Here is a 22929-nt window from a genome sequence, read left to right as displayed (position 1 = left end):
CGAGGAGGGAGCGGCGCACGCGTACGGTGGCGCGGTGAGGTCGGACGAGCTGCCCCTGTCCCGTGCGGTCGTCGACCGCGGCGCGCACCTGCGCGACGAGCACCACCTGGCCGCGTTCCTGGCCACCAGCACGACGCGCGTGGTGCTGGTGCGCGAGGGCCGTGTCCCCGTGGACGGCACGGGTGCGCTCGTCCTGAGCACGGTCGCCGACGCGCGTGCGACCTCCGGACGCACGGACGAGGACCCCTGGCTGCTCCTGGGCGTCGACGACGAGATCGCCTACCTGGGCCTGCGGGTCGCGGGCAGCCCGGACGAGACCACGGACCTGCCGCGCGAGGGCAGCCCGGCCGATCGCCTGGTCCACGCGACGACCGCATCGACGCACGCCGCGTCCTCGCGGTCCGACGAGCAGCACGCGCACCACGCGCCGCCCGCCGCGCGTGAGGCGGTGCGCTGGGCGTCGCCCCGCGAGATCGGCGCGGCGCTCCCGGCGCGCGACGCGGGGCTCGTCACGACCGCGGTGGCGCTCGACGCGTGGCACGAGCGGCACCCGCGCTGCCCGCGCTGCGGCGGCCCGACCCGCGTGACGCAGGCCGGCTGGGTCCGGGCCTGCACGGTCGACGGCTCGGAGCACTACCCGCGCACGGACCCGGCGGTGATCATGGCCGTCCTCGACGCCGACGACCGGCTGCTCCTCGGGCACGCGCGCGCCTGGGCCCCGGCGCGGTACTCGACGCTCGCGGGGTTCGTGGAACCGGGGGAGTCGCTCGAGCACGCGGTGCGCCGCGAGGTCGCCGAGGAGACGGGCGTCGTCGTCGGCGACGTGACGTACGCCGGGAGCCAGCCGTGGCCGTTCCCCGCGTCGCTCATGGTCGCGTTCGTCGGCCGCGCGCTGACCACCGACGTGCAGGTCGACGGCGTCGAGGTCGAGCTCGCGCGCTGGTTCACGCGTGACGAGCTCGCGCGCGCGATCGTCGACGGCCACGTCATCCCGCCGTCGTCCTCGTCGATCGCGCGGGCGTTGATCGAAGACTGGTTCGGCGGTCCGCTGCCTCACACGACGGCGACGTTCTGACGGTCGCGGACGACAGTCCCCCGTCGTCCGCCACCTCGGCTGCGGCCTCGTCCGCGACCCGCGGGCTCAGGACAGGCGGCTGCGGACCTCGACGAGCGAGGGGTTCGTCGCCGCCGAGCCGTCCGGGAACAGGACGGTCGGCACGGTCTGGTTGCCGTCGTTGAGGGAGGCGACGAGGTCGGCCGCGTCCGGGTGCTGCTCGATGTCGACCTCGGTGTAGCCGATCCCGGCCGAGTCCAGCTGCGTCTTGAGCCGGCGGCAGTACCCGCACCAGGTGGTCGAGTACATCGTGATCGTGCCGGGGGCGGGCAGGGCCTGGGTGGTCATGGGTCCTCGTCGTTCCTCGTCGGGTGGGTCGTCAGGAGGGTGGTGCCGGACACCGTCCACCCGTGCCAACCACGGACGCCCCCGGGGGATTCCGCGGCCTGTGCGTGAGCGCGGCGACGTGTGGGCGACGCCTGCGAGACTGTGCGGCGATGTCCCCCGACGACCTGCTCACCGCGCTCGATCCCGAGCAGCGTGCCGTGGCGACCGCGCTGCGCGGTCCGGTGTGCGTGCTCGCGGGCGCGGGCACGGGCAAGACGCGCGCGATCACGCACCGCATCGCCTACGGCATCCGCACGGGCGTGTATCGCGCCGACCATGTCCTCGCCGTGACGTTCACGGCGCGTGCGGCGGGTGAGATGCGCACGCGGCTGCGCTCGCTCGGCGCGTCGGGCGTCCAGGCACGCACCTTCCACGCCGCGGCGCTGCGCCAGCTCACGTTCTTCTGGCCCAAGGTCGTCGGCGGCGCGCCCCCGCGGCTGGTCGAGGCGAAGGCGCAGGTGGTCGCCGAGGCTGCGCGCCGGGTCGGCCTGCCCGCGGACCGCACGGGCGTACGGGACCTCGCCAGCGAGATCGAGTGGGCCAAGGTCAGCCTCGTCGTGCCCGACGAGTACGCGGTGGCGGCCGCCGCGGTCGACCGGCCGGTCCCGGGCGGGCACGACGCCGCCGCGGTCGCGCGCCTGATGACCGCGTACGAGCAGGTCAAGGACGAGCGCGGCGTCATCGACTTCGAGGACGTGCTGCTGCTGCTCGCGGCGATGCTGGCCGAGCGGCACGACGTGGCGCGCGAGGTGCACGGCCAGTACCGGCACTTCGTCGTCGACGAGTACCAGGACGTGAGCCCGCTGCAGCAGTACCTGCTCGACCAGTGGCTCGGCGGGCGTCAGGAGCTGTGCGTCGTCGGCGACCCGTCGCAGACCATCTACTCGTTCGCCGGCGCGACCCCGCACCACCTGCTCACGTTCGCGCGCTCCCACCCGGACGCCCAGGTGGTCCGGCTCGTGCGCGACTACCGCTCGACCCCGCAGGTGGTGGAGCTCGCCAACCGCGTCATCGCGGCGGCGGGCCGCGGCGCGGTCGCCCCGCTCGAGCTGCGCGCGCAGCGCCCCGACGGCCCGGCCGTGCGGTGGGCCGCGTACGCCGACGACGAGGCGGAGGCCGCGGGCATCGCGACAGCGGCCGCGCGGCTCGTCGCGGACGGCGTCCCCGCGTCGCAGGTCGCGGTGCTGTACCGGACGAACGCGCAGGCGGAGGCGTTCGAGGAGGCACTCGCGACGGCCGGTGTGCCCTACCAGGTGCGCGGCGGCGAACGGTTCTTCGCTCGCCGCGACGTGCGGGAGGCGATCGTGTTCCTGCGCGGCGGCGCGCGCGTCGCGGACGCGCAGGTGCCGCTGGGGCAGGCGGCTCGGGACCTGCTGCGCAACGCGGGCTGGACGGAGCAGGCGCCGCCGACGCGCGGTGCGGCGCGCGAGAAGTGGGAGGCGCTCAACGCGCTCGCGGGCCTGGCCGACGAGGTCGAGGCCCGGGCGCGTCTGACCGGGGGAGAGCCGGCGACGGTCGCGGATCTCGTGGCCGAGCTCGACGAGCGGGCCGCGGCGCAGCACGCGCCCACGGTCGAGGGCGTCACGCTGGCCTCGCTGCACGCGGCCAAGGGCCTCGAGTGGGACGCCGTGTTCCTCGCGGGTCTCAGCGACGGGCTGCTGCCGACGTCACTCGCCGAGACGCCTGACGCGATCGAGGAGGAGCGCCGCCTGCTCTACGTGGGCGTGACGCGTGCCCGCGAGCACCTGCAGCTGTCCTACGCGCGCTCCCGACTCCCGGGCGGGCGGGCCACACGGCGCGCGTCGCGCTTCCTGGAGGCGCTGTGGCCGGGGGCGGCCGGACCGGCGCGGCCGGCGCGCGGGGGCGCCGGCGGGGACGACGAGCTCGACCCTCGCACGCGGGCGGCGCTCGACGCGCTCACGCGATGGCGCGCGGAGCGAGCGCGTGACCTGGGGGTCAGCACCGGGCGGGTCCTCGCGACGCACGTCCTGCACACGCTCGCCCGCCGCCGCCCGGCTTCGCGCGAGGAGCTCGCGCTCGTGCCGGGGATCGGCGCCCAGACGCTGGCCGTGCTCGGCGACGACGTGCTCGCCGTGCTCGCGTCGAGCGCTCCCGTCGCCGGTCCGTACGGCGGCGGCTGAACCGGACGCCCGGGCGTCCGGGACGCACGCGCACGGGCGGTCGGGACCGCCCGTGCCGCGCCGCGCGGGGGACGCCGGGAAACTCGTCGAGAACTCGCCCGTTTATTCAGTTGTCCCGCCTGCGACGACGCGCCTAGGGTGTATCCCGTCCTGGTAAGCAGACGTGCGCCGACGAGGTGCGGGTCGATCCCGAGAGGAGGTGGGCAGCGGTGAAGTTCCAGATCACGATGGCGGTTCGGTCGAGCGATGTGCTCCCGACGCGTTTCCTCGCGCCCACCTATGTCGGGCTCAAGGGGCGTGCTGTGCCCGCTTCGTGGCGCGTGTCGATCTCCGCGTCCCGCAAGCGTCACAACGGGACGGCTCTCGACGTGACGGCACTCGACCCCTCTGGGGCTTCGATGGTCTAGACCTCTCCGGTCTCAGGCCGCGGAAGCCCTCACAGGCTCCGCGGCCTTTCTCTTTCTCCGGTGATCCCGGCGGAGGACGGAACGCGGACGCTGCACCGCAACCCGATCGCCCGCAGGACACCAGGAGGACATCGTGCGGCTCACGACGCTGCTCGACACCAGCGGATCAGGCCCCTGGCCGACCAGCAGCACCGCGACCACCGACGACCGCGCCTTCGACCGACTGGTCGAGGGGCTCATCCCGTGCCGTAACGAGGACCCCGAGCTCTGGTTCGCCGAGCAGACGGCCCGAGTCGAGCAGGCCAAGGCGCTCTGCCGCGAGTGCCCGATCATGGCCGGCTGCCTTGCCGGCGCGCTCGAGCGCGAGGAGCCGTGGGGCGTCTGGGGTGGCGAGGTGTTCATCGGTGGTGTGGTCGTCCCGACCAAGCGTGGTCGGGGCCGTCCGCGCAAGCACCCGGCGGCCTGACGGCCGCAGTCGGACCATCCGGCCTGACGGCCGCCGTCGGACCACTCGGCCCGACGGCCGCCGTCGGACCACTCGGCCCGACGGCCGCCGTCGGACCGCCCGACCCCTGGGCGGTGCACCCGCATGCCGGGTGCGCCGCCCATCGGCGTTCCCGGGGGAGCGCGTCCGGCAGACCGAGCTCGAGGGTCGCGCCGCCGAGCCGGTGCGGCGAGTCGGGTGCGTCGAGGTGCGCGAGCACGGCGGCGGCCGCGAGCCCGGCGGCGACGCTCGCGACGGCAGCGGGCTCGGGCGGCGGGGACGTCGCCGACCCCGCGGCGAGCGCGCCGGCGAGCGAGGGCCACACGGGGTCCGCATCGCGTCGGTGCAGGTCGAGGCAACGCAGGCACGGGTCGCGCCCCGGCACGACGAGCGGTCCGAGGACCGTGTCGGCTTCCCGGAGCACGACGCTCAGGTGCGGTGTCCCGCGGTTGACCAGGCGTGCGGCGAGTGCGGAGTCCACCGCGTCGTCGGAGACGACCACGACGAGGTCGACCATGGCGCGGTCGACCATGGCGCGGTCGACCGCGGCGAGGTCGACCGCGGGCGAGGGCGCTCGCGCGCCGGGGGTCGTGCCGCTCGGCGCCGGTTCCGTCGCGACGGTCGGGGCGATCCCCGCCACGACGTGCACCGCGGCCGGGAGCCTGGGGCGCCCGACGTCCTGCCAGCGGTACCCGCTCGGGCCGACGTCCGCGGACCGGACCGGCCGCGGGTCCTCGAGCACGAGTCGGCCGACGCCGGCGGCCGCCAGCGCGGCCGCGATGCCGAGCCCCGTGCTCCCGAGTCCGACGACCCCGACCGCACGGTCCGCGCGCGCGGCGACCGCAGCACAGCCGTCGCCGTCGGGCCGCAGCAGCCCCAGCACGCGGGCGTCGGCGCCCGCGGGGCCGGTCGTGGTGCGCCGGCTCGCGGGTTCGGTGACGCCCGCCTCCGCGAGCTGGTCGAGCAGGGCAGCCAGCCGGACGGCGTCCAGGCGGGGGTCGGCGGCCAGCGGGCCGAGCGACGCGCCGTCGCCGAGCCCGGCGAGCACGCGTGCCTCGTACGACGTGAGTCCGTCCACGCGCACGGCCCACCGGCGATCGGTGCCGATCTGCACCTCGCCCGGTCCCCGGCGCACCACGCGCATCCCGCTCCGCAGCCTCACGCGGTCAGGCTGCCACCGGTGCGCGCCTCGTGACCCCCGTCGTCCACAGGTCCGGGCCTGTGGCCCGGACAGCCCCCCGGACAGCCCGGACAGCGCGAAGGGCGTCGTCCTGGCCGGACGACGCCCTTCGGACGAGTTCTGCGGAGCTCAGGCCTTGCCGAGGATGCGGTTGAGCTTGGTGCCACAGACGGGACAGATGGCCTTGGCCATCTTGCGCCCCGACTCGGAGACGACGACGTCGCCCTCCGCCTCACGCTTCTCCTTGCACTTCACGCAGTAGAACTCGCCCGCATAGGTCTCAGCCATGTGGTCCTCCTCGCACGTCGTCCGGTGCACCGGGCCACGTGCGGCCGACGGTGGCCGGGCAGAGCGATGGCCTGCCCGAGCGCGAACAACAGTAGTCGGCCGGGCGCTGCGCGCCGTGAGGCGCGCGTGTCGGTGCGCCGCACCGTGCGTCCGTCCGGGTGGTTCCGGAGGGCCCGGCGTCAGCCGTGCGGGTGATGACACGTGTCGGTCGGGCTCCGGGTCGTCCACAGCCCAAGGGTGTCGAGGTGGGCGGGTCGCGCTAGCGTGCGGGCTGTGCACCCGACGTACGACCTGACGCAGGTCGACCAGGAGGTCGAGGTCCGGCGCTCGCGCAAGCGCGTGCGTACGGTCACGGCGTGGCGCGAGGGCGGCCGCACGGTCGTGGCGATCCCCGCGCGGTTCACGCGAGCCCAGGAGGCGGAGTGGGTGCGGCGGATGCTCGTGCGCCTCGCGACGCAGGAACGCCGCAGGCGCCCGTCGGACGACGAGCTCGCGTCCCGCGCCGCGGACCTCTCGTCCCGCTACCTGCAGGGGCGTGCGGTCCCGACGAGCGTGCGGTGGTCGGGCAACCAGGGGCGGCGCTGGGGGTCGTGCACCCCGTCGGACGGCACGATCCGCATCTCCGACCGCGTGCGAGGCATGCCGCGCTGGGTGCTCGACTACGTGCTGCTGCACGAGCTCGTGCACCTGCTGCACGCCGGCCACGGCCCCGAGTTCTGGGCGGAGCTCGAGGCGTACCCGCGCACGCAGCGCGCCCGCGGCTTCCTGGAGGGCTACTCCTACCTCGAGGAGCGCGGTCCCGGTCAGCCGCAGGGCGGCGCCGAGCGCGACGGGGACGAGGACGAGGACGAGCGCGACGAGGACGAGCACGAGCACGACGACGCCGAGCGCGACCCCGAGCGCGACCCCGAGCACGACGCAGTGCCCGGCGCCGAGCACGAGACGGTCACGGTCGGCGACGAGCCGGCCGTCGGCGAGCGCGACGGGGTGACGCTGCGACGCTGACCGGACGCGGTCAGGGCTGCTCGGGCTCCTCGCCGAGGATCTCGGCCAGCGCGCGGTCGAGGTCGGCCGACTCGTCGGCCGCGGTCGTCCGCCGTGCCGCGTAGCCCGCGGGATCGTCGAGGTCCTCGGCCGTGGGCATGAGGTCGGGGTGGTCCCACACGGCGTCGCGGGCGGCGGCGCCCCCGGGACCGCGTGCGATCTGCGCCCACAGGGTCGCCGCGTCGCGCAGGCGTCGCGGGCGCAGCTCGAGCCCGACGAGGTTGGCGAACGTCTGCTCCGCCGGACCGCCGGCCGCCCGCCGCCGGCGGATCATCTCGCGCAGCGCCACGGAGTGCGGCAGGTGCGCGAGCGCCGCGGTGGCGCTGACCTCGTCGACCCAGCCCTCGACGAGCGCGAGCGCCGTCTCCAGACGACCGAGCGCGGCCTGCTGCCCGGGCGTGGTCTGCGGCGCGAACACGCCGCTCGACAGGGCGCCCTGCAGGGCCTCGGCGTCGGTCGGGTCGATCGAGCCGACCGCCTGCTCGAGCTGGTCGACGTCGATCGAGATGCCGCGTGCGTACGTCTCGACGAGGTCGAGCAGGTGCGAGCGCAGCCACGGCACGTGCGTGAACAGCCGGGTCGCGGCGGCCTCGCGCAGCGCGAGGAACAGGCGGACCTCGTCGACCGGCGCGTCGAGCCCCTCGGCGAACGCGTCCACGTTGGCGGCGACGAGCGCAGGCGCGGGGACGTCGAGCAGCGGCAGGCCGATGTCGGTGGTGCCGAAGACGTCGCGCGACAGCGTGCCCGCCGCCTGCCCGACCTGCAGGCCGAAGACGGCCGAGCCGAGACGGCGCAGGAGCTGTCCGGGGGCCAGCCCGCCCGGCAGGCCCATGCCCTCGGGCAGGCCGAGCCCGCGCAGCTGCTCGGCGATCTCGGGGTCGTCGCCCTGCTCGTCGTCGCCCAGCTGGCCGCCGAGCGCGTCGACGAGCGCCGTGGACAGCGACGACGCCACGGGCTCGGTGAGCGTGCGCCACGTCGGCAGGGTGGCCTCGACCCACTCCGCACGGCTCCAGGCGCGTGCGGGCGCGGTCGAGGGCGGCAGCTCGGTCGCGGCGTCGAGCCACAGCTCGGCCACCGAGAGCGCGTCGAGCACCTCGCGCTGGCGCGCGGGTGACAGGGTCGGGTCGCCGCCCACGGCGGCCTGCTGCCGCGCGAGGTCGTGCGCCATCTCCCAGTTCACCGGCTGGTCGTCCCCGCTCGCGAACAGCCGCTGCACCTGGGCGAGCACCTGCTGCATCGCGGCCGGGTCGTTCGGCAGCGTGCCGGCCGCGTCGAGCGCGGCGGGGTCGATCCCGCGCTCCCGCATCTGGGCGATCGCGTCGTCGGCCTGGTCACCCAGCAGGGCGCGCAGCATCTGCTCCCACGGCGGCTGGGCGGGGTCGATGTGGTCCGGGCTCACGTGCGCCTCCTGCGAGGATGACGTCGGGGCGGGAGCCCCGCGTAACCACGACGGTAACCACGTGGTGGAGGTGAACGTCGATGTCCGGTCGCCAGGTTCGCTCAGGGCGCAGCGGTCGCGGGTCGCGTCAGGCGACCGCGACCGCACGGCCGGACGCGCCCGGGGACGCGGGCACGCAGGCGCCCGACGTCGTCGTGGTGGGCACCGGCCCCGTCGCCGCCGGGGTGCTGGCCGCGTGGGGTGCGCGAGGCCGCGCGGTCGACGAGGTGCCCGCGGTCGACCCCGCCTCCGCGCTCACGGGCGCGCACGTCGTCGTGCTCGTCGCGCACCCGGGCGACCTGACGACCGTCGCGGGCCGGCGCGGGCCGGAGGGTCACGCGGCCGCCGTGGCCCACGCGCAGCGCACCCTGGCCGCCGCACGCGAGGTCGGCGCCGCCCATGTCGTCGTCGTGACGTCGGCGATCGTGCACGGCGCGCACCCCGACCGTCCGGTGCTGCACGACGACGAGCCCGTGCTGGCCGGGGCGCGTGCCGTGCCGGACGGGCTCGTCGGCCACCTGCTCGCGGTCGAGGCGGTCGCGGCCCGCGCCGCGCGCCGCCGCGCGCCCCTGCTCACGGTGCTGCGGCCCGCGGCCGTGGTGGGCAGGGGAGTCGACTCGTTCGTGACGCGGCACTTCGAGGCGCCGCGCCTGCTCGTCGTCCGAGGCGTCGAGCGGCCGTGGCAGCTCGTGCACGTCGACGACGTGGGCGCCGCGAGCGTGTTCGCCGTGGAGCACGGTCTGACCGGCCCGCTCACGGTCGGTCCGCCCGACGTGCTCACGCCCGCGCAGGTGAGCGCGGCGGCGGGCATGCGGACCGTCGAGCTCGCGGCGGCGACGGCCTTCGGCACCGCCGAGCGGCTGCACCGCGTGGGCGTGCTGCCGGCGCCCGCGGCCGAGCTCGCGTACGTGGTCTACCCGTGGACGGTCGCGGCCGACGGGCTGACGGCCGCGGGGTTCGTGCCGCAGCGGTCCAGCGCCGACGCGCTCGAGGTGCTGCTCGAGGGCGTGCGCGGTCGCCTCGCGCTGGGTGGCCGCCGCGTCGAGCGGCGTGACGCGGCCGCGCTCGGGGCCGCCGGTGCCGCGGTGGCGCTGCTCGGCACCGCGGCGATCTGGCGGCAGGCGCGCCGCAAGGGCTGAGCCGGGCCCGTACGCCCTGGTTCGTCCCGGCCCGGGCGGATGTCGCACACACCCGCGTGCGGCATGATGCCGACGTGCCCGACGACGACCTCGACCGCAGCGCCCCGCAGCAGCCACCCCGCGATCCGACGACCCCCGGGGGCCCGGGCGCCGACGGCCAGCGGATCGACGGGCAGGGGATCGACGGCCAGGGGATCGACGGGCTCGGGGCGGCCGCGCCCGTCCCTGCGGACCGGCCGAGCGCGCGCGCGATGACGCTGTCCGTGTCGATGCTCGCGACCGCCGTGCTGCTCGCCGCCGTCGCGGTGCTCCCGGCGCCGTACTCCGTGAGCGGCCCGGGACCGACCGAGGACGTGCTCGGGAAGGTCGACGACAAGCCGCTCATCACGATCGACGGCGCCTCGACCTACACGTCCACCGGGGAGCTGCGGCTGACCACGGTCTCGGCCACGGGCGGCCCGGGCTACCCGTCCTCGACGTTGCGCGTGCTGCAGGGCTGGCTCTCGCCGTGGTCACTGGTCCAGCCGCGCGAGATCCTGTTCCCCGACGCCGACCGCACGCAGGACGACATCGACCAGGAGAACTCCGCGCAGATGGTCTCCTCGCAGGAGAACGCCTCCGTCGCGGCGCTCACCGAGCTCGGCTACGAGGTCCCCGCCACGCTCGTCGTCGCGGGCACGGTCAAGGGCACGGGCGCCGACGGCAAGTTCGAGGACGGCGACGTCCTGACCGCCGTCAACGGGACGGATCTGCCGGACTACCTGAGCCTCATCACGACGATGGACGCGGTCAAGCCGGGTGCGAAGGTGACCGCCACCGTGCGGCGGCAGGGTGAGGACGTGGACGTGGTCGTGCCGACGACGAAGGGCGACGACGGCCGCGCGCAGATGGGGGTGTACATCGACCCCGACTTCGACATGCCGGTGGACATCGCGATCGAGGCCGGGCGGATCGGCGGGCCGAGCGCCGGGACCATGTTCGCGCTCGGGATCATCGACCTCATGACCCCGCAGGACGAGGCCGCCGGCCAGGTGATCGCGGGCACCGGCACGATCGACGTGGCCGGGACCGTGGGACCGATCGGCGGCATCCGGCAGAAGCTCGCGGGTGCCGCGCGGGACGGCGCGACGTGGTTCCTGGCGCCTGCGGCGAACTGCGGCGAGGTCGTCGGGCACGTGCCGGACGGGCTGCGCGTCGTGCGCGTCGAGACGCTGCACGAGGCGTACGAGGACGTCGTCGCGATCGGTGCGGGCAAGGCGAAGGACCTGCCGACCTGCGAGGCGGCGTCCTGACCTGACCGCGGCGGTCGCCGACGAGGCGTCAGGCCAGCGTCGCGCGCAGGGCCGAGACGAGCCCGGGCACGACGTCCGGGCCCTGACCGACCTGGTCGTCGCTGTCGTTCGCGCGCGTGCGCACCGCGCACCACGTCGAGCCCTCGCGCAGCACCCCGACGGCGAGCCGGACGTCCTGCCGGTCCGGGTGGGCCAGCAGCCAGGGGAGCGCCTCGTCGGGGTCGGACGGCATCTGCGCCTCGGCGGCGGGCGGGAGGACGACGCGCTCGGCGGTGACCGCGACCCCGTCGACCGTTGCGGGCCAGGACAGGCCCGCGAGGAGCGTCTCGAGGTCGGGGGCCTGCGGCAGGCCCTCCTGCTCGATCGATGTGAGGTGCCAGGACTGCGCCTGGGCGGCGGCGAGCGTCTCGGGCGAGAGCTGGGCGGCGAGCGACGGCTCGGCGTCGAGCGCGGCCTGCGTGCGCACGAGCGCGAACACGCGCACGGGTGCGTCCCAGCCGGCGGTCGCGACGTGGTGCTCGATCTCACGCACCGCGTCGGCGAGCGCACGCGAGGCGGGGGACTGGTCGTCGGACGGGGCAGGTGTGGTCGATGGCACGGCCCCATCGTCGCACCCGGGCACGTGAGGCCGGATATGTGGGGGTCCCGTGTGGGAACCTGGGCATCTCCGCGTGCGTTGGTCGGACGAACCCCCGCTCTCGCAGCGCCGGGACCCATGTGCCAGGCAGACGAGCACGACGCACGAGCACGACGTACGAGCACGACCCACGAGACGACGAGGACCGCACCGACGTGAGCTTCGCCAGCACACCCCGCAACCCATCCGCACCCCGGTCGGGCGACCGGCCCGCCAACAAGCGCCGCGGCGCGCTCGTGCCGACGTTGATCGTCCTCGGCGCGATCGTCGTGCTGGTGGTGATCCTGGCCCAGGTGTGGACCGAGTGGCTGTGGTTCGACCAGCTCGGCTTCATCGAGGTGCTGCGCACCGAGTGGGGCACGCGCGCGGTGCTGTTCGTGATCGGGTTCGTGCTCATGGCCGTGCCCGTGGGCCTGAGCATGCGGTACGCCTACTCGTCCCGTCCCGTGTACGCACCGTCGACGCCGGAGCAGGCAAGCCTCGACCAGTACCGCGAGGCGATCGAGCCGCTGCGCCGTCTCGTCATGATCGTCGGCCCGGCGCTGCTCGGCCTGTTCGCGGGCGCGGCGATGTCCCAGCGCTGGGACACCGTCCAGCTCTGGCTGCACGCCCAGCACGTCGGCCAGGCGGACCCGCAGTACGGCATCGACCTCGGGTTCTACCTCTTCACGCTGCCGGCCATCCGGTTCGTCGTCTCGTTCCTCATGGCGGTCGTCGTGCTGTCCGGGGTCGCGGCGCTGGCTACGCAGTACCTGTACGGCGGGCTGCGGATCGGCGGCAGCAAGGACACGCCGCGCACGACGCGTGCGGCGCGCATCCAGCTCTCGGTGATCGGCGCGGTGCTCATGCTGCTCATCGCGGGCAACTACTGGCTGGACCGCTACTCGATCCTGACCAAGACGGCCGAGAAGTTCGACGGCGCGTCCTACACGGACGTGCACGCGGTGATCCCCTCGAAGGCGATCCTCGCGGGCATCGCGGTGTTCGTCGCGGTCACGTTCGTCGTCACCGCGATCCGCGGGAACTGGCGCCTGCCGCTCATCGGCGCGGGCCTCATGGTCGTCGCGGCGATCGCGGTCGGCGGCATCTACCCGGCCGTGGTCCAGCGGTTCCAGGTCCAGCCGAACCAGCAGGACGCCGAGTCGGAGTTCATCGAGCGCAACATCAACGCGACGCGCACCGCCTACGGGATCGACGACGTCGACGTGCAGGAGTACGACGCGAAGGTCACCGCGGAGTCCCAGGCGCTGCGCGACGACGCGGAGACGACCGCCTCGATCCGCCTGCTGGACCCGCAGGTCGTGAGCCCGTCGTTCAAGCAGCTCCAGCAGGTCACGTCGTTCTACAGCTTCCCGGACACGCTGTCCGTCGACCGCTACACGCTCGACGGCGAGAGCCAGGACACCGTGATCGCCGCGCGCGAGCTCAACCTGAGCGGCCTCGAGGCGTCCCAGCGCAACTGGACGAACGACGTGACCGTGTACACCCACGGGTACGGCGTGGTCGCTGCGTACGGCAACCGGACGGCCGCGCGCGGTGCGCCGTCGTTCTGGGAGAGCGGCATCCCCTCGACCGGCAAGCTCGGCGAGTACGAGCCGCGCCTCTACTTCAGCCCCGGCTCGCCCGCGTACTCGATCGTCGGCGGCCCCGAGGGCGCGGAGTGGGAGCTGGACCGTCCGACGAACGACGGCGGCGGCTCGGTCAACACGCGCTTCCCCACGCAGGACGTCTCGGCGGGCCCGAACGTCGGCAGCGCGTTCAACAAGCTCCTGTACGCCGTGAAGTTCGGCTCGGAGCAGATCTTGTTCTCCGACCGCGTGAACGAGTTCTCGCAGATCCTGTACGACCGCAGCCCGCGTGACCGTGTCTCGAAGGTCGCGCCGTACCTGACGCTCGACGGACGCGTGTACCCGGCGGTCGTCGACGGCCGGGTCAAGTGGATCGTCGACGGCTACACGACGAGCAACCAGTACCCGTACGCGGCCCAGGTGACCCTCGACGACGCGACCGCGGACTCGCTGACGCAGTCGTCGGCCGCGGTGCAGGCGCTGCAGTCGAAGACGGCGAACTACATCCGCAACTCGGTCAAGGCGACGGTCGACGCGTACGACGGCTCCGTGACGCTGTACGCGTGGGACGACCAGGACCCGGTGCTCAAGGCGTGGAGCGAGATCTTCCCGACGTCGCTCGAGCCGCTGAGCGCGATCGACGGCGAGCTCATGTCGCACCTGCGCTACCCGGAGGACCTGTTCAAGGTCCAGCGTGAGCTGCTCACCCGGTACCACGTCTCCGACCCGGCGCAGTTCTTCACCGGTACCGACTTCTGGGCCGTGCCTGACGACCCGAACGCGGCCGGCGCCGTCGCGCAGCCGCCGTACTACCTGACGCTCAAGATGCCCGGCGCTGACAGCGCGAGCTTCTCGCTGACGTCCACGTTCATCCCGTTCGGTCAGCAGGCGCGCAACGTCATGCGCGGCTACGTCGCGGTGGACGCGGATGCCGGCTCGCAGGACGGTACGAAGGCCAAGGAGTACGGCAAGATCCGGCTGCTCGAGCTTCCTCGTGACGGCTCGGTGCCAGGTCCGGGTCAGGTCAACAACAACATGACGACCGACTCGGCCGTGGCTGAGCAGTTCACGCTGCTCGGACGAGGCGGGGCCAAGATCGTCCGCGCGAACCTGCTGGCGCTCCCGGTGGGCGACGGCATGCTCTACGTTCAGCCCGTCTACCTGCAGGCCGAGACGGGGACCACCTTCCCGCTGCTGCAGCGCGTGATCGCCGCCTTCGGCGACGACGTCGAGATCGCCGAGACGCTCGACGGGGCGCTGAACGCGGTCTTCGCGGGCGACGCGGGTGTCGAGCCCGGACCGGACGCCGAGCCGGGACCCGACGCCGAGCCCGGGCCGGGCACCGAGCCCGGAGGCGAGCAGCCGGGCGGCGAGACCGGCCCCGACGCCGAGGCGCGCGCGGACCTCGCGGACGCGCTGGACCGTGCGCGGCAGGCCATGGAGGACGGCCAGGCCGCTCTCTCCACGGGTGACTTCGCCGCGTACGGCGAGGCGCAGGACCGCCTCGACAAGGCGATCGCCGACGCGCTCGCGGCGGAGGCCCGTCTCGAGGGCTCGGAGAGCGGCGGCGGGTCGACCCCCGAGCCGACACCGACGGCCACGGCGGGCAGCTGACCGCGGCACGACCACCAGGGCACCGGCCCCGCACGCTTCGTCAGGTGCGGGGCCGTCGTCGTCCCTGGGCCCAAGCGGCTGACGGGCGGGGCAGTGGGCGGGGCAGTCGGCGGGACTGTCCGGGGTGACGGATGGGTGTGACGGAGCAGGCACGAAGGTCTGGTGCGGGCCCTTATTGGGAACTGCTATCGTTATCGAAGCCGCACGGTGCGGCACCAGGAAGGGGTCCCCGCATGCGTGCGCGCACCGTTGTCGTCTCCGTGGCCTGCGCCGCTCTCGCCCTCGTCGCGTCGGGGTGCTCGCCGTCCGACGGCGCCGAGCAGGAGCCCGGCCTGACGGTCGTCGCGTCCACCAACGTGTGGGGCGACGTGGCGGCCCAGGTCGCCGGCGACCTCGCCCAGGTCACCTCGATCATCGACGACCCGTCCGTCGACCCCCACTCGTACGAGGCCAGCGCGCGCGTCGAGCTCACCATCTCGCGGGCCGATCTCGTGGTCGTCAACGGGGGTGGGTACGACGACTTCGCGACGCAGCTGGTCGACGCGCTCGACACGCCGCCGCCCGTCGTCGACGCCGTCGAGGTCTCCGGTCTCGCCGACGACGGCGACGCCGAGGATGAGCACGCCGAGGACGAGCACGCGGACGACGAGCACGCGGACGGGGAGCATGCGGGCGACGAGCACGCGGACGACGAGCATGCGGGCGACGGCCATGCGCACGGCGAGCTGAACGAGCACGTCTGGTACGACCTGCCGACGGTGCAGGCGGTCGCCCGCGACATCGCGGACGCGCTCGGCCGGGTCGCCCCCGAGCACGCTGAGGCGTTCGCCCGTAACGCCGACGACTTCGCGGCGCGGGTCGGCGAGCTCGAGCAGTCCGCGGCGCAGGTCGCGGCCGAGCACGCGGGCACGGGCGTCGTGGTGACCGAGCCGGTCCCGCTGTACCTCGTCGAGGCGGCCGGCCTCGTCGACCGCACGCCGGCCGCGTTCTCGTCGTCGATCGAGCAGGAGGTCGATGTGCCGCCGGCGGCGATGGACGAGGCCCTCGAGCTCGTGGCTTCGCGCGACGTGGCCCTCCTCGTGTACAACGAGCAGACGACGGGTCCGCAGACCGACCAGGTGCTGCAGGCCGCACGCGACGCGGGGCTCCCCGTCGTGGACGTCACCGAGACGCTGCCGGAGGGTGAGGACTACGTGTCGTGGATGGCGGGCAACCTCGACGCCCTCGCGGAGGCGCTCGCGTGAGCGTGCCTGCGGCGCCGCTCGAGCTCGAGGGCGCCCGGCTCGCGTACGGCCCGCGCGTCGTGTGGTCGGACGTCGACCTCACGGTGCGCCCCGGCGAGTTCCTCACGGTCCTGGGGCCGAACGGCTCGGGCAAGACGAGCCTGCTGCGCGCGATCCTCGGCCTCACGCCGCTCTCGGCGGGGCGGTTGTCGATCATGGGTGCGCCGCCGCGGCGCGGGAGTCGCGCGGTGGGATACATCCCGCAGCAGCGGCTGATCGACCCGGCCACGCCGGTGCGCGCGCGTGACCTGGTGCGGCTCGGCCTGGACGGGGACCGGTGGGGCCTGGGTGGCGGGAGCACGCGTGCCCGGGTCGACGCGCTGCTGGCCGCGGTGGGCGCGAGCGCGTACGCCGATGTCCCGCTCGGCATGCTCTCGGGCGGTGAGCAGCAGCGCGTGCGCATCGCGCAGGCGCTGGGCACCGAGCCGGCGCTGCTGCTCTGCGACGAGCCCCTGCTCTCGCTCGACCTGCGTCACCAGCACGAGGTCACCGCGCTCATCCACGCGATGCGGCGTGAGCGCGGCACGGCGGTGGTCTTCGTGACGCACGAGATCAACCCCGTCCTGCCCTACACCGACCGGGTCCTGTACCTCGCGCCGGCGGGCCACGCGATCGGCGTGCCCGACGAGGTCCTGACGTCGTCGCAGCTCAGCGCGCTGTACGGCACGCCGGTCGACGTGCTGCGCTCGCAGGGCCGCGTCGTCATCGTGGGCGGCGACGACGAGCACGTCCACCACGTCGAGGAGGCCGACGAGTGAGCACCGCCGTGCTGTCCGTCAGTGCCCTGGCCGCGGGTCTGCCGGCGGGCGTGCTGCCCGCGGAGGTCGCCGACGACTGGTGGACCCGGATCTTCGACTTCTCCGACTACGGCTCGCTGATCGCGCTCGTGCAGAACTCGCTGATCGCCGGGGTGGTGCTCGGGCTCGTCGGCGGGCTCGTCGGGGTGTTCGTCATGCAGCGGGACCTCGCGTTCGCGGTGCACGGGATCAGTGAGCTTTCGTTCGCGGGTGCCGCCGCCGCGCTGCTGCTGTCGATCGACGTGATGCTCGGTGCGGTCCTGGGGTCGGTGGTCGCCGCGGTCGTGATCGGTCTGCTGGGCACACGTGCGCGCGACCGCAACTCGATCATCGGCGTGCTCATGCCGTTCGGTCTGGGCCTCGGCGTGCTGTTCCTCGCGCTCTACCCGGGGCGTGCCGCGAACAAGTTCGGTCTGCTCACGGGGCAGATCGTGGCCGTCGACTCGACGCGGCTGTCGCTGTTCCTCGTGATCGCCGCCGTGATCGTCGCGGGGCTCGTCGTGATCTGGCGCCCGCTGACGTTCGCGAGCGTGGACCCGGACGTCGCGGCTGCGCGCGGGGTGCCCACGCGCGCGCTGGGGATCGGCTTCATGCTGCTCCTGGGGCTCGCGGTCGCGCTCGCGGTGCAGGTCGTCGGCGCGCTCCTCGTGCTCTCGCTGCTCATCACGCCCGCGGCTGCGGCCACGCGGGTGAGCGCGTCGCCCGTCGTGGTGCCGCTGCTGTCGGTCGCGTTCGCCGTGACGAGCGCCGTGGGCGGCATCCTGCTCGCGCTGGGCGGGTCCGTGCCGATCAGCCCGTACGTCACGACGGTGTCGTTCGTGATCTACGTCGTGTGCCGGATCGTCGGCAACGCGCGGACGCGGCGGGGCTGGGCGCGCCGCGTCGCGGTGGCGAGCGCGGCCGAGGCGTCGACGGCCTGAGGGGCAGCGGGCCGGTCAGCCGGCCGCGAGCTCCTCGGCGCACGTCGCACAGGTGCCGAACAGCTCGAGGGTGTGGGACACGTCGACGAAGCCCGTCTCGTCGGACAGCGACGCGACGAGTGACTCGAACGCGCTCGCCTGGACCTCGACGGCACGCCCGCAGCTGCGGCACACCAGGTGGTGGTGGTGGCCCTGGCGCTCGCAGCGCCGGTACAGGGTCTCGCCGCTCGCCGTCCGCAGGACGTCGAACTCACCGCTCGTGGCCATGGCCCCGAGCGTGCGGTAGACGGTCGCCAGCCCGATGTCCTCGCCGCGCTGCACGAGGAGCGCGTGGATCTGCTGGGCGCTGCGGAAGTCCGCGAGCTCGTCCATGAGCTGGCCGATCGCGCGTCGCTGGCGCGTCGTGCGCTGACCGATCACGTGCACCTCCCGGGGTCGCCTGATTGTACGTGGTTCTCATGTGCAACAAGGCGGAACGGGCGTGCAGGAACCGACGGGTCAGGCGGGCGCCGCGAAGGCCGTGACGAGCGCCTCGTCGAACGCGGGCAGGTCGTCGGGCGTGCGGCTCGAGATCAGAGGACCGTCGACGACGACCTGCTCGTCGACCCAGTCCGCGCCCGCGTTGCGCAGGTCGGTGCGCAGCGACGGGTAGCTCGTCAGCCGTCGGCCCTCGACCCCGCCGGCCTCGATGAGGATCCACGCGCCGTGGCAGATGACGCCGATGGGCTTGCCCGCCGCGACGAAGTCGCGCACGAACGCCACCGCGTCGGCGTCCATCCGCAAGTGGTCCGCGTTGACGACACCGCCGGGGAGCACGAGGGCGTCGAAGTCGGCCGCGTCGGCGGTCGCGACCGGCAGGTCCACACGCTGCTCGTAGCCCTTCTTGCCCCGCACCGCGACGTCCGCGGGCGAGACGAGCGAGACGCGCGCACCCGCGTCCTCGACCGCGGCCCACGGGCTCGTCAGCTCGCTGTCCTCGAAGCCGTCGGTGAGCAGGAAGGCGACCGTGCGGTCGTCGAGCGTGCGCGACATGGGGACCTCCTCGGATCGGTCCCGCCAGGCTAGGCACGACCGGCGAGGCTCGGCACGCCGAGACGCCCGTGCTCCGGCCCGGCGTGCGCGTGGCGGTGGCGCGTGCCACCGTGGCGAGCATGGCGCTGGGCTCTGGTGGGCTGGGCTCGATGTGGGCGTGGGACAACCCGGTGTCGCCCGACGACGACGCGCGCGGCCGCGGGTACGGTCCGGCCGCGCCCGAGCCGCTGGTCGACTTCGTCGTCGGACACGAGCTCGCGCGCGTGCACCTCGCCGCGCCGTGGGCGGCCGACGAAGGCCCCGTGGGCGCGTGGTTCGCGGCTGCGGCGCGCGCGTTGTGCGACGCCCACGTGGCCGTCGACGCGCTCGGCGGCGACCCCGGCTGGCTCGACGAGCCCGCGCTCGCGGCGACGTGGGCGAGCGCGGCGCTGCGCTCCGCCGGGGCGGCCCTCGACGGCGCGCAGCTCGACGTCGAGCCGTGGACGCTGCCCGGCTGGGCCGTGGACCCCGCGGCCGGTGCGCGACGCTGGCTCGCGGTGCTGGACGCCGTGCGGGAGGCACTCCCGGCCAACCTGACCCTGGGCGCCGACACCCCGTGGTGGCTCACCGCGGTGGCGGCGCCCGACGAGCGCGGGTCGCTGCTGGACGCGGTGCTGCGCCGCGTCGACGCGGTCGTCGTCGTGGCGTTCAGCGACCACGCCGAGGGCACCGACGGGATCGTCGCGCTCGCCCGCCCGGCCGTCGAGGCCGCGCGCGGGGCGGGAGCCCGCTGGACGGTCGGGGTGGAGACGGACACGCCCGAGGTGGCCGGCGGGGCGCAGTACACGTTCGCCGACGAGGGCGCTGCGGTGCTCGAACGCGAGGCCGCGGTGGTGGCGCAGGCGTTCGGGGCAGCGGGCTGCGTGTGCGTCGAGCACCACCGCGCGTGGCGCCGGCTCCTCGAGCTCGACTGACGCAGTCGCCGAGACGGCCGGAGCGGGCCCACGGCCTGGTCGACGCTAGACCTCGAACACGTAGCCCATCCCGGGCTGGGTGACGATGTGTCGCGGGTGCGCGGGATCGTCCTCGAGCTTGCGCCGCAGCTGCGCGGAGTACACGCGGAGGTAGTTCGTCTCGTCCGAGTACGAGGGGCCCCACACCTCCTGCAGGAGCTGGCGGCGCGGCACCAGCCGACCGCGGTTGCGGACCAGGACCTCGAGCATCGTCCACTCGGTCGGGGTCAGACGGACCTCGACCCCGCCGCGCAGGACCCTGCGCCGTGCGAGGTCGACCGTGAGCGCGCCCGCCGTCACCACGGCCTCCGCGTCGTCGGCCGGCGCGGCCGCCCGGCGGACGGCGGCCCGCAGCCGCGCCTGGAGCTCGTTCATCGCGAACGGCTTGGTGACGTAGTCGTCGGCTCCTGCGTCGAGCGCCTCGACCTTGTCCTCGCCGTGCTGACGCGCGGACAGCACGACGATCGGCACCCGCGTCCAGGCGCGCAGCGCGGTGATGACCTCGAGACCGTCGAGGTCGGGCAGGCCCAGGTCGAGCAGCACGACGTCCGGCAGGTCCGCCGCGGCCGCGGCGAGCGCCCCGGCACCGTCGCGTGCGGTGCTGACCCGCCACCCCGCGGCGCGCAGCGTGATGCCGAGCGCGTGCGCGAGACCCGGCTCGTCGTCGACGACCAGCACGTGGTGCCCGACCTGCGGTGTCATGCGCGCCTCCCGTCCGGCTCCGGCGCTGCCACCGGGAGCGTGACGACCATCGTCAACCCGGTCCCCGGGGTGTCCTCCGCGCGCAGCTCGGCCCCCACGGCGCGTGCGAGCCCGTCGGCGACGGCGAGCCCGAGCCCGAGCCCGGCGCCGGACGAGTCGCCGAGGCGCTGGAACGGCGCGAACAGTCGCTCCTTGAGCTCGTCGTCCACGCCGGGTCCGGCGTCGACGACCTGCACCACGACCGAGTCCGCCACTGTCGCCGCCGAGACGGTCACAGGCGCCCCCGGCGGGCTGTGGCGCACGGCGTTCGACACCAGGTTCGCGACCACGCGCTCGAGCAGGCCCGCGTCGGTCCGCACGAGAGGCAGGTCCTCCGGGACCTCCATGCGCACGGCCGACGGCGCGTACCCCTCGATCGCGAGCGGGACCACCTCGTCCAGGCTCGTTGCGCGCAGGACCGGTCGCACCGAGCCGGTCTGGAGCCGCGAGAGGTCGAGCAGGTTGTCGATCAGCCGCTCGAGGCGGCCGGTCGAGTCCGCGAGGGTCTCGACGAGGGACGCGCGATCGGCGGCCGACAGGTGCAGGTCGGCGCTCGTGAGGCCGTCGACGGAAGCACGGATGGTGGCGAGCGGGGTCCGCAGGTCGTGCGAGACCGCGGCGAGGAGCGCGGTGCGGGTCGCGTCGGCCTGCTCGAGGGCGAGGGCCTGCGCCGCCTGTCCTCGCAGGCGTTCCTGCGTCAGCAGGATGCCCACCTGCGACGCGAACGCCTCGAGCACCCGCCGGTCGCTCGCCGGCAGGATGCGCCCCGAGAGCGCGAGCGCGCGCGTGTCGTCGACCGTGAGCACGGTGGACGCCTCCTCGGGTGTGGTGGCCGGGTCCGTGCCGTCCGACGCCAGCACGCGCCAGCCGTCGTCGCGGCGTTCGAGCAGCGCGACCGCCGTGAGCGTGAACGTCTCGCGCAACCGTGCGACGAGCGCCGCAGCCGTGTCCTCTCCTGCGAGCACCGAGCGCGAGATGGCGGCCAGCGCTGACGCCTCGGCGCGCGCCCGGAACGCCTCGCTCGCGCGGCGGGCGGCGAGGTCGACGACCGATGCGACGGCGGCGGCGACGAGCACGAAGACCGTCAGCGCGAGCACGTTCTCCGGGTCCGCGACGGTCAGACGACCCGTCGGCTGCGTGAAGAACCAGTTGAGGAGCACGAACCCGACCACCGCCGACACGATCGCGGGCCACAGGCCGCCGACGATCGCGACGAGCACGGTGAGGGCCAGGAAGAGCATCAGGTCGGACGGGAGGGAGAGCAGGTCCTCGGCGAGGGCCAGGAGCGCGGTCACCGCGACCGGTCCGGCGAGCGCGAGCACCCACCCGGCGAGCAGGCGCCCGCGCGAGAGCGGCGAGCGCCGTGCGGCCGACGTGCGCCGGCCCGCGCGCGCGTGCTCGTGCGTGACCAGGTGCACGTCGATCGACCCGGCGAGCCGGGCGATCTCCGGGCCGTTGCCCTCCACCAGGAGCGAGCGCAGTCGCCCGCGCCGGGACACGCCGACGACGATCATCGTCGCGTTCACGCCCCGGGCGAACTCGACGACACCACTCGCGACGTCCTCGCCGACGACCGTGTGGAACGTCCCGCCGAGCGACTCGGCGAGCCGGCGCTGCGCGGCGATCGTCGCGGGCGTCGTGCTCGGCAGCCCGTCGGAGGGCAGGACGTGCACCGCGACGAGCTCGGACCCCGCGGCGCGCTGGGCGATCCGCGCACCGCGCCGCAGCAGCGTGTCGGTCTCGGGGCCGCCGGTCACCGCGACGACCACACGCTCGCGCGCGGGCCACGGCTGGTCGATCCGGTGCGCCCGACGGTAGGCGGCCAGGTCGTCGTCGACGAGGTCGGCGAGCCAGAGCAGCGCGAGCTCACGGAGCGCGGTGAGGTTGCCGACGCGGAAGAAGGCCGACAGCGACGCGTCGACCTGCTCCGCGCGGTACACGTTGCCGTGCGCGAGGCGGCGGCGCAGCGCCTGGGGCGGCAGGTCGACGAGCTGGATCTGGTCGGCCGCGCGCACGACGGCGTCGGGGACCGTCTCGCGCTGCTGCACCCCGGTGATGCGGGCGACGTCGTCGTTGAGCGACTCCAGGTGCTGCACGTTGACGGTCGTGACGACGTCGATCCCCGCGTCGAGGAGCTCGTGCACGTCCCGCCAGCGCTTGTCGTGCGGCGAGCCGGGGGCGTTGGTGTGCGCGAGCTCGTCCACGAGCACGACCTGCGGCCTGCGGGCGAGCACCGCGGGGACGTCGAGCTCGGTCAGCTGGGTCCCGCGGTGCTCGACGACCGCGCGCGGCAGCACCTCGAGGCCCTCGAGCTGGTGCGCGGTCCCCGACCGCCCGTGCGTCTCGACGAGGCCCACGACGACGTCGGTGCCGCGCGCTCGTCGTCGGTGCAGCTCGTCGAGCGCACCGTAGGTCTTGCCGACGCCGGGCGCCGCGCCGAGGTACACGGTGAGGCGCCCCCGCCGCGCGGTCATGTCCGGCGCGTCGCGCG

20 protein-coding genes and 1 pseudogene are annotated in these 22929 nt (G+C 74.6%); 12 read left to right on the top strand and 9 right to left on the bottom strand.

From position 1 onward, the window contains the following. The first annotated feature begins 34 nt into the window (after nucleotides 1–34). On the top strand, nucleotides 35–1075 hold the full coding sequence (nudC, locus tag CGE01nite_RS06700) for an NAD(+) diphosphatase (RefSeq protein ID WP_141369784.1): 1041 nt from the start codon (nucleotides 35–37) through the stop codon (nucleotides 1073–1075). 66 nt (nucleotides 1076–1141) lie between these two features. On the opposite strand, the gene CGE01nite_RS06695 is transcribed toward nudC, so the two are convergent. Beyond that, a complete protein-coding gene (locus CGE01nite_RS06695; protein ID WP_048343358.1) occupies nucleotides 1142–1402 on the bottom strand; it encodes a mycoredoxin in 261 nt (86 codons plus the stop codon). Between the two features lie 149 nt (nucleotides 1403–1551). Between CGE01nite_RS06695 and CGE01nite_RS06690 the strand changes: the two genes are divergently transcribed. From CGE01nite_RS06690 to CGE01nite_RS06680, 3 genes are all read left to right on the top strand, one after another. Continuing rightward, entirely contained in the window at nucleotides 1552–3582 is a 2031-nt protein-coding gene (locus CGE01nite_RS06690; RefSeq protein ID WP_141369782.1) for an ATP-dependent helicase, read from the top strand. A gap of 209 nt (nucleotides 3583–3791) precedes the next feature. Beyond that, nucleotides 3792–3989 carry a hypothetical protein gene (locus CGE01nite_RS06685; protein ID WP_141369780.1) on the top strand — a complete coding sequence of 66 codons (198 nt, stop codon included), beginning with the start codon at nucleotides 3792–3794 and terminating at the stop codon, nucleotides 3987–3989. A gap of 133 nt (nucleotides 3990–4122) precedes the next feature. Further along, entirely contained in the window at nucleotides 4123–4455 is a 333-nt protein-coding gene (locus CGE01nite_RS06680) for a WhiB family transcriptional regulator (RefSeq protein ID WP_141369778.1), read from the top strand. On the opposite strand, the gene CGE01nite_RS06675 is transcribed toward CGE01nite_RS06680, so the two are convergent. Both CGE01nite_RS06675 and CGE01nite_RS06670 read right to left on the bottom strand, forming a co-directional pair. Then, the gene (locus CGE01nite_RS06675; RefSeq protein ID WP_141369776.1) at nucleotides 4388–5635 is read right to left on the bottom strand and encodes a TOMM precursor leader peptide-binding protein; all 1248 of its coding nucleotides are present in this window, start codon (nucleotides 5633–5635) and stop codon (nucleotides 4388–4390) included. The genes CGE01nite_RS06680 and CGE01nite_RS06675 overlap by 68 nt on opposite strands. A gap of 147 nt (nucleotides 5636–5782) precedes the next feature. Continuing rightward, entirely contained in the window at nucleotides 5783–5941 is a 159-nt protein-coding gene (locus CGE01nite_RS06670; protein WP_013883019.1) for a DUF5679 domain-containing protein, read from the bottom strand. A gap of 273 nt (nucleotides 5942–6214) precedes the next feature. On the opposite strand from CGE01nite_RS06670, the pseudogene CGE01nite_RS06665 reads away from it, so the two are divergent. Beyond that, nucleotides 6215–6799: pseudogene (locus CGE01nite_RS06665) on the top strand (SprT-like domain-containing protein); the annotation flags it as partial. Between the two features lie 157 nt (nucleotides 6800–6956). Here CGE01nite_RS06665 and CGE01nite_RS06660 read toward each other — a convergent pair. Beyond that, complete coding sequence (locus tag CGE01nite_RS06660; RefSeq protein WP_082156316.1) at nucleotides 6957–8339, bottom strand: zinc-dependent metalloprotease; 1383 nt, start codon at nucleotides 8337–8339, stop codon at nucleotides 6957–6959. Nucleotides 8340–8464: 125 nt separating this feature from the next. On the opposite strand from CGE01nite_RS06660, the gene CGE01nite_RS06655 reads away from it, so the two are divergent. Together CGE01nite_RS06655 and CGE01nite_RS06650 are read left to right on the top strand one after the other, a co-directional pair. Continuing rightward, entirely contained in the window at nucleotides 8465–9562 is a 1098-nt protein-coding gene (locus CGE01nite_RS06655; protein WP_141369772.1) for a Rossmann-fold NAD(P)-binding domain-containing protein, read from the top strand. Between the two features lie 74 nt (nucleotides 9563–9636). Beyond that, on the top strand, nucleotides 9637–10854 hold the full coding sequence (locus CGE01nite_RS06650; RefSeq protein WP_229747380.1) for a YlbL family protein: 1218 nt from the start codon (nucleotides 9637–9639) through the stop codon (nucleotides 10852–10854). A gap of 28 nt (nucleotides 10855–10882) precedes the next feature. On the opposite strand, the gene CGE01nite_RS06645 is transcribed toward CGE01nite_RS06650, so the two are convergent. Continuing rightward, on the bottom strand, nucleotides 10883–11452 hold the full coding sequence (locus CGE01nite_RS06645) for a PPA1309 family protein (protein ID WP_141369770.1): 570 nt from the start codon (nucleotides 11450–11452) through the stop codon (nucleotides 10883–10885). A 194-nt stretch (nucleotides 11453–11646) separates the two neighbouring features. Here CGE01nite_RS06645 and CGE01nite_RS06640 point away from each other — a divergent pair, with 194 nt between their 5' ends. From CGE01nite_RS06640 to CGE01nite_RS06625, 4 genes are all read left to right on the top strand, one after another. Then, a complete protein-coding gene (locus CGE01nite_RS06640) occupies nucleotides 11647–14673 on the top strand; it encodes a UPF0182 family membrane protein (protein ID WP_141369768.1) in 3027 nt (1008 codons plus the stop codon). Nucleotides 14674–14906: 233 nt separating this feature from the next. Beyond that, complete coding sequence (locus CGE01nite_RS06635; protein ID WP_141369766.1) at nucleotides 14907–15917, top strand: metal ABC transporter solute-binding protein, Zn/Mn family; 1011 nt, start codon at nucleotides 14907–14909, stop codon at nucleotides 15915–15917. Between the two features lie 2 nt (nucleotides 15918–15919). Further along, on the top strand, nucleotides 15920–16714 hold the full coding sequence (locus CGE01nite_RS06630) for a metal ABC transporter ATP-binding protein (RefSeq protein ID WP_218022605.1): 795 nt from the start codon (nucleotides 15920–15922) through the stop codon (nucleotides 16712–16714). A gap of 53 nt (nucleotides 16715–16767) precedes the next feature. Beyond that, nucleotides 16768–17673 (top strand): metal ABC transporter permease, encoded by a 906-nt coding sequence (locus tag CGE01nite_RS06625; protein WP_048343208.1) that lies wholly within the window; start codon nucleotides 16768–16770, stop codon nucleotides 17671–17673. 15 nt (nucleotides 17674–17688) lie between these two features. Here the strand turns inward: CGE01nite_RS06625 and CGE01nite_RS06620 are convergent, their stop codons facing one another. Both CGE01nite_RS06620 and CGE01nite_RS06615 read right to left on the bottom strand, forming a co-directional pair. Then, nucleotides 17689–18093: a Fur family transcriptional regulator gene (locus CGE01nite_RS06620; RefSeq protein ID WP_287892768.1), complete on the bottom strand. Its 405-nt coding sequence runs from the start codon at nucleotides 18091–18093 to the stop codon at nucleotides 17689–17691. Nucleotides 18094–18171: 78 nt separating this feature from the next. Then, nucleotides 18172–18705: a type 1 glutamine amidotransferase domain-containing protein gene (locus CGE01nite_RS06615; RefSeq protein WP_048343206.1), complete on the bottom strand. Its 534-nt coding sequence runs from the start codon at nucleotides 18703–18705 to the stop codon at nucleotides 18172–18174. A 119-nt stretch (nucleotides 18706–18824) separates the two neighbouring features. On the opposite strand from CGE01nite_RS06615, the gene CGE01nite_RS06610 reads away from it, so the two are divergent. After that, nucleotides 18825–19658, top strand: a complete 834-nt coding sequence (locus CGE01nite_RS06610; RefSeq protein ID WP_141369762.1) for a hypothetical protein — start codon at nucleotides 18825–18827, stop codon at nucleotides 19656–19658. Nucleotides 19659–19703: 45 nt separating this feature from the next. On the opposite strand, the gene CGE01nite_RS06605 is transcribed toward CGE01nite_RS06610, so the two are convergent. Next, nucleotides 19704–20399, bottom strand: a complete 696-nt coding sequence (locus tag CGE01nite_RS06605; protein WP_048342066.1) for a response regulator — start codon at nucleotides 20397–20399, stop codon at nucleotides 19704–19706. Beyond that, nucleotides 20396–22912, bottom strand: coding sequence for a DUF4118 domain-containing protein (locus CGE01nite_RS06600; protein ID WP_141369815.1), 2517 nt, complete (start codon nucleotides 22910–22912; stop codon nucleotides 20396–20398). Before CGE01nite_RS06600 ends, CGE01nite_RS06605 begins: the two co-directional genes overlap by 4 nt. Nucleotides 22913–22929: the final 17 nt, after the last annotated feature.

Source organism: Cellulomonas gelida (assembly GCF_006538725.1).
Classification (GTDB): Bacteria; Actinomycetota; Actinomycetes; order Actinomycetales; family Cellulomonadaceae; genus Cellulomonas; species Cellulomonas gelida.
This window is presented reverse-complemented; position numbering and strand designations above follow the sequence as displayed.

Excerpts from the sequence above, each read along its gene's own strand:
- CGE01nite_RS06695 (WP_048343358.1), bottom strand. The coding sequence starts at position 1,402 with ATGACCACCCAGGCCCTGCCCGCCCCCGGCACGATCACGATGTACTCG.
- CGE01nite_RS06690 (WP_141369782.1), top strand. The coding sequence starts at position 1,552 with ATGTCCCCCGACGACCTGCTCACCGCGCTCGATCCCGAGCAGCGTGCC.
- CGE01nite_RS06670 (WP_013883019.1), bottom strand. The coding sequence starts at position 5,941 with ATGGCTGAGACCTATGCGGGCGAGTTCTACTGCGTGAAGTGCAAGGAG.
- CGE01nite_RS06660 (WP_082156316.1), bottom strand. The coding sequence starts at position 8,339 with ATGCTGCGCGCCCTGCTGGGTGACCAGGCCGACGACGCGATCGCCCAG.
- CGE01nite_RS06655 (WP_141369772.1), top strand. The coding sequence starts at position 8,465 with ATGTCCGGTCGCCAGGTTCGCTCAGGGCGCAGCGGTCGCGGGTCGCGT.
- CGE01nite_RS06635 (WP_141369766.1), top strand. The coding sequence starts at position 14,907 with ATGCGTGCGCGCACCGTTGTCGTCTCCGTGGCCTGCGCCGCTCTCGCC.
- CGE01nite_RS06615 (WP_048343206.1), bottom strand. The coding sequence starts at position 18,705 with ATGTCGCGCACGCTCGACGACCGCACGGTCGCCTTCCTGCTCACCGAC.
- CGE01nite_RS06610 (WP_141369762.1), top strand. The coding sequence starts at position 18,825 with ATGGCGCTGGGCTCTGGTGGGCTGGGCTCGATGTGGGCGTGGGACAAC.
- CGE01nite_RS06605 (WP_048342066.1), bottom strand. The coding sequence starts at position 20,399 with ATGACACCGCAGGTCGGGCACCACGTGCTGGTCGTCGACGACGAGCCG.
- CGE01nite_RS06600 (WP_141369815.1), bottom strand. The coding sequence starts at position 22,912 with ATGACCGCGCGGCGGGGGCGCCTCACCGTGTACCTCGGCGCGGCGCCC.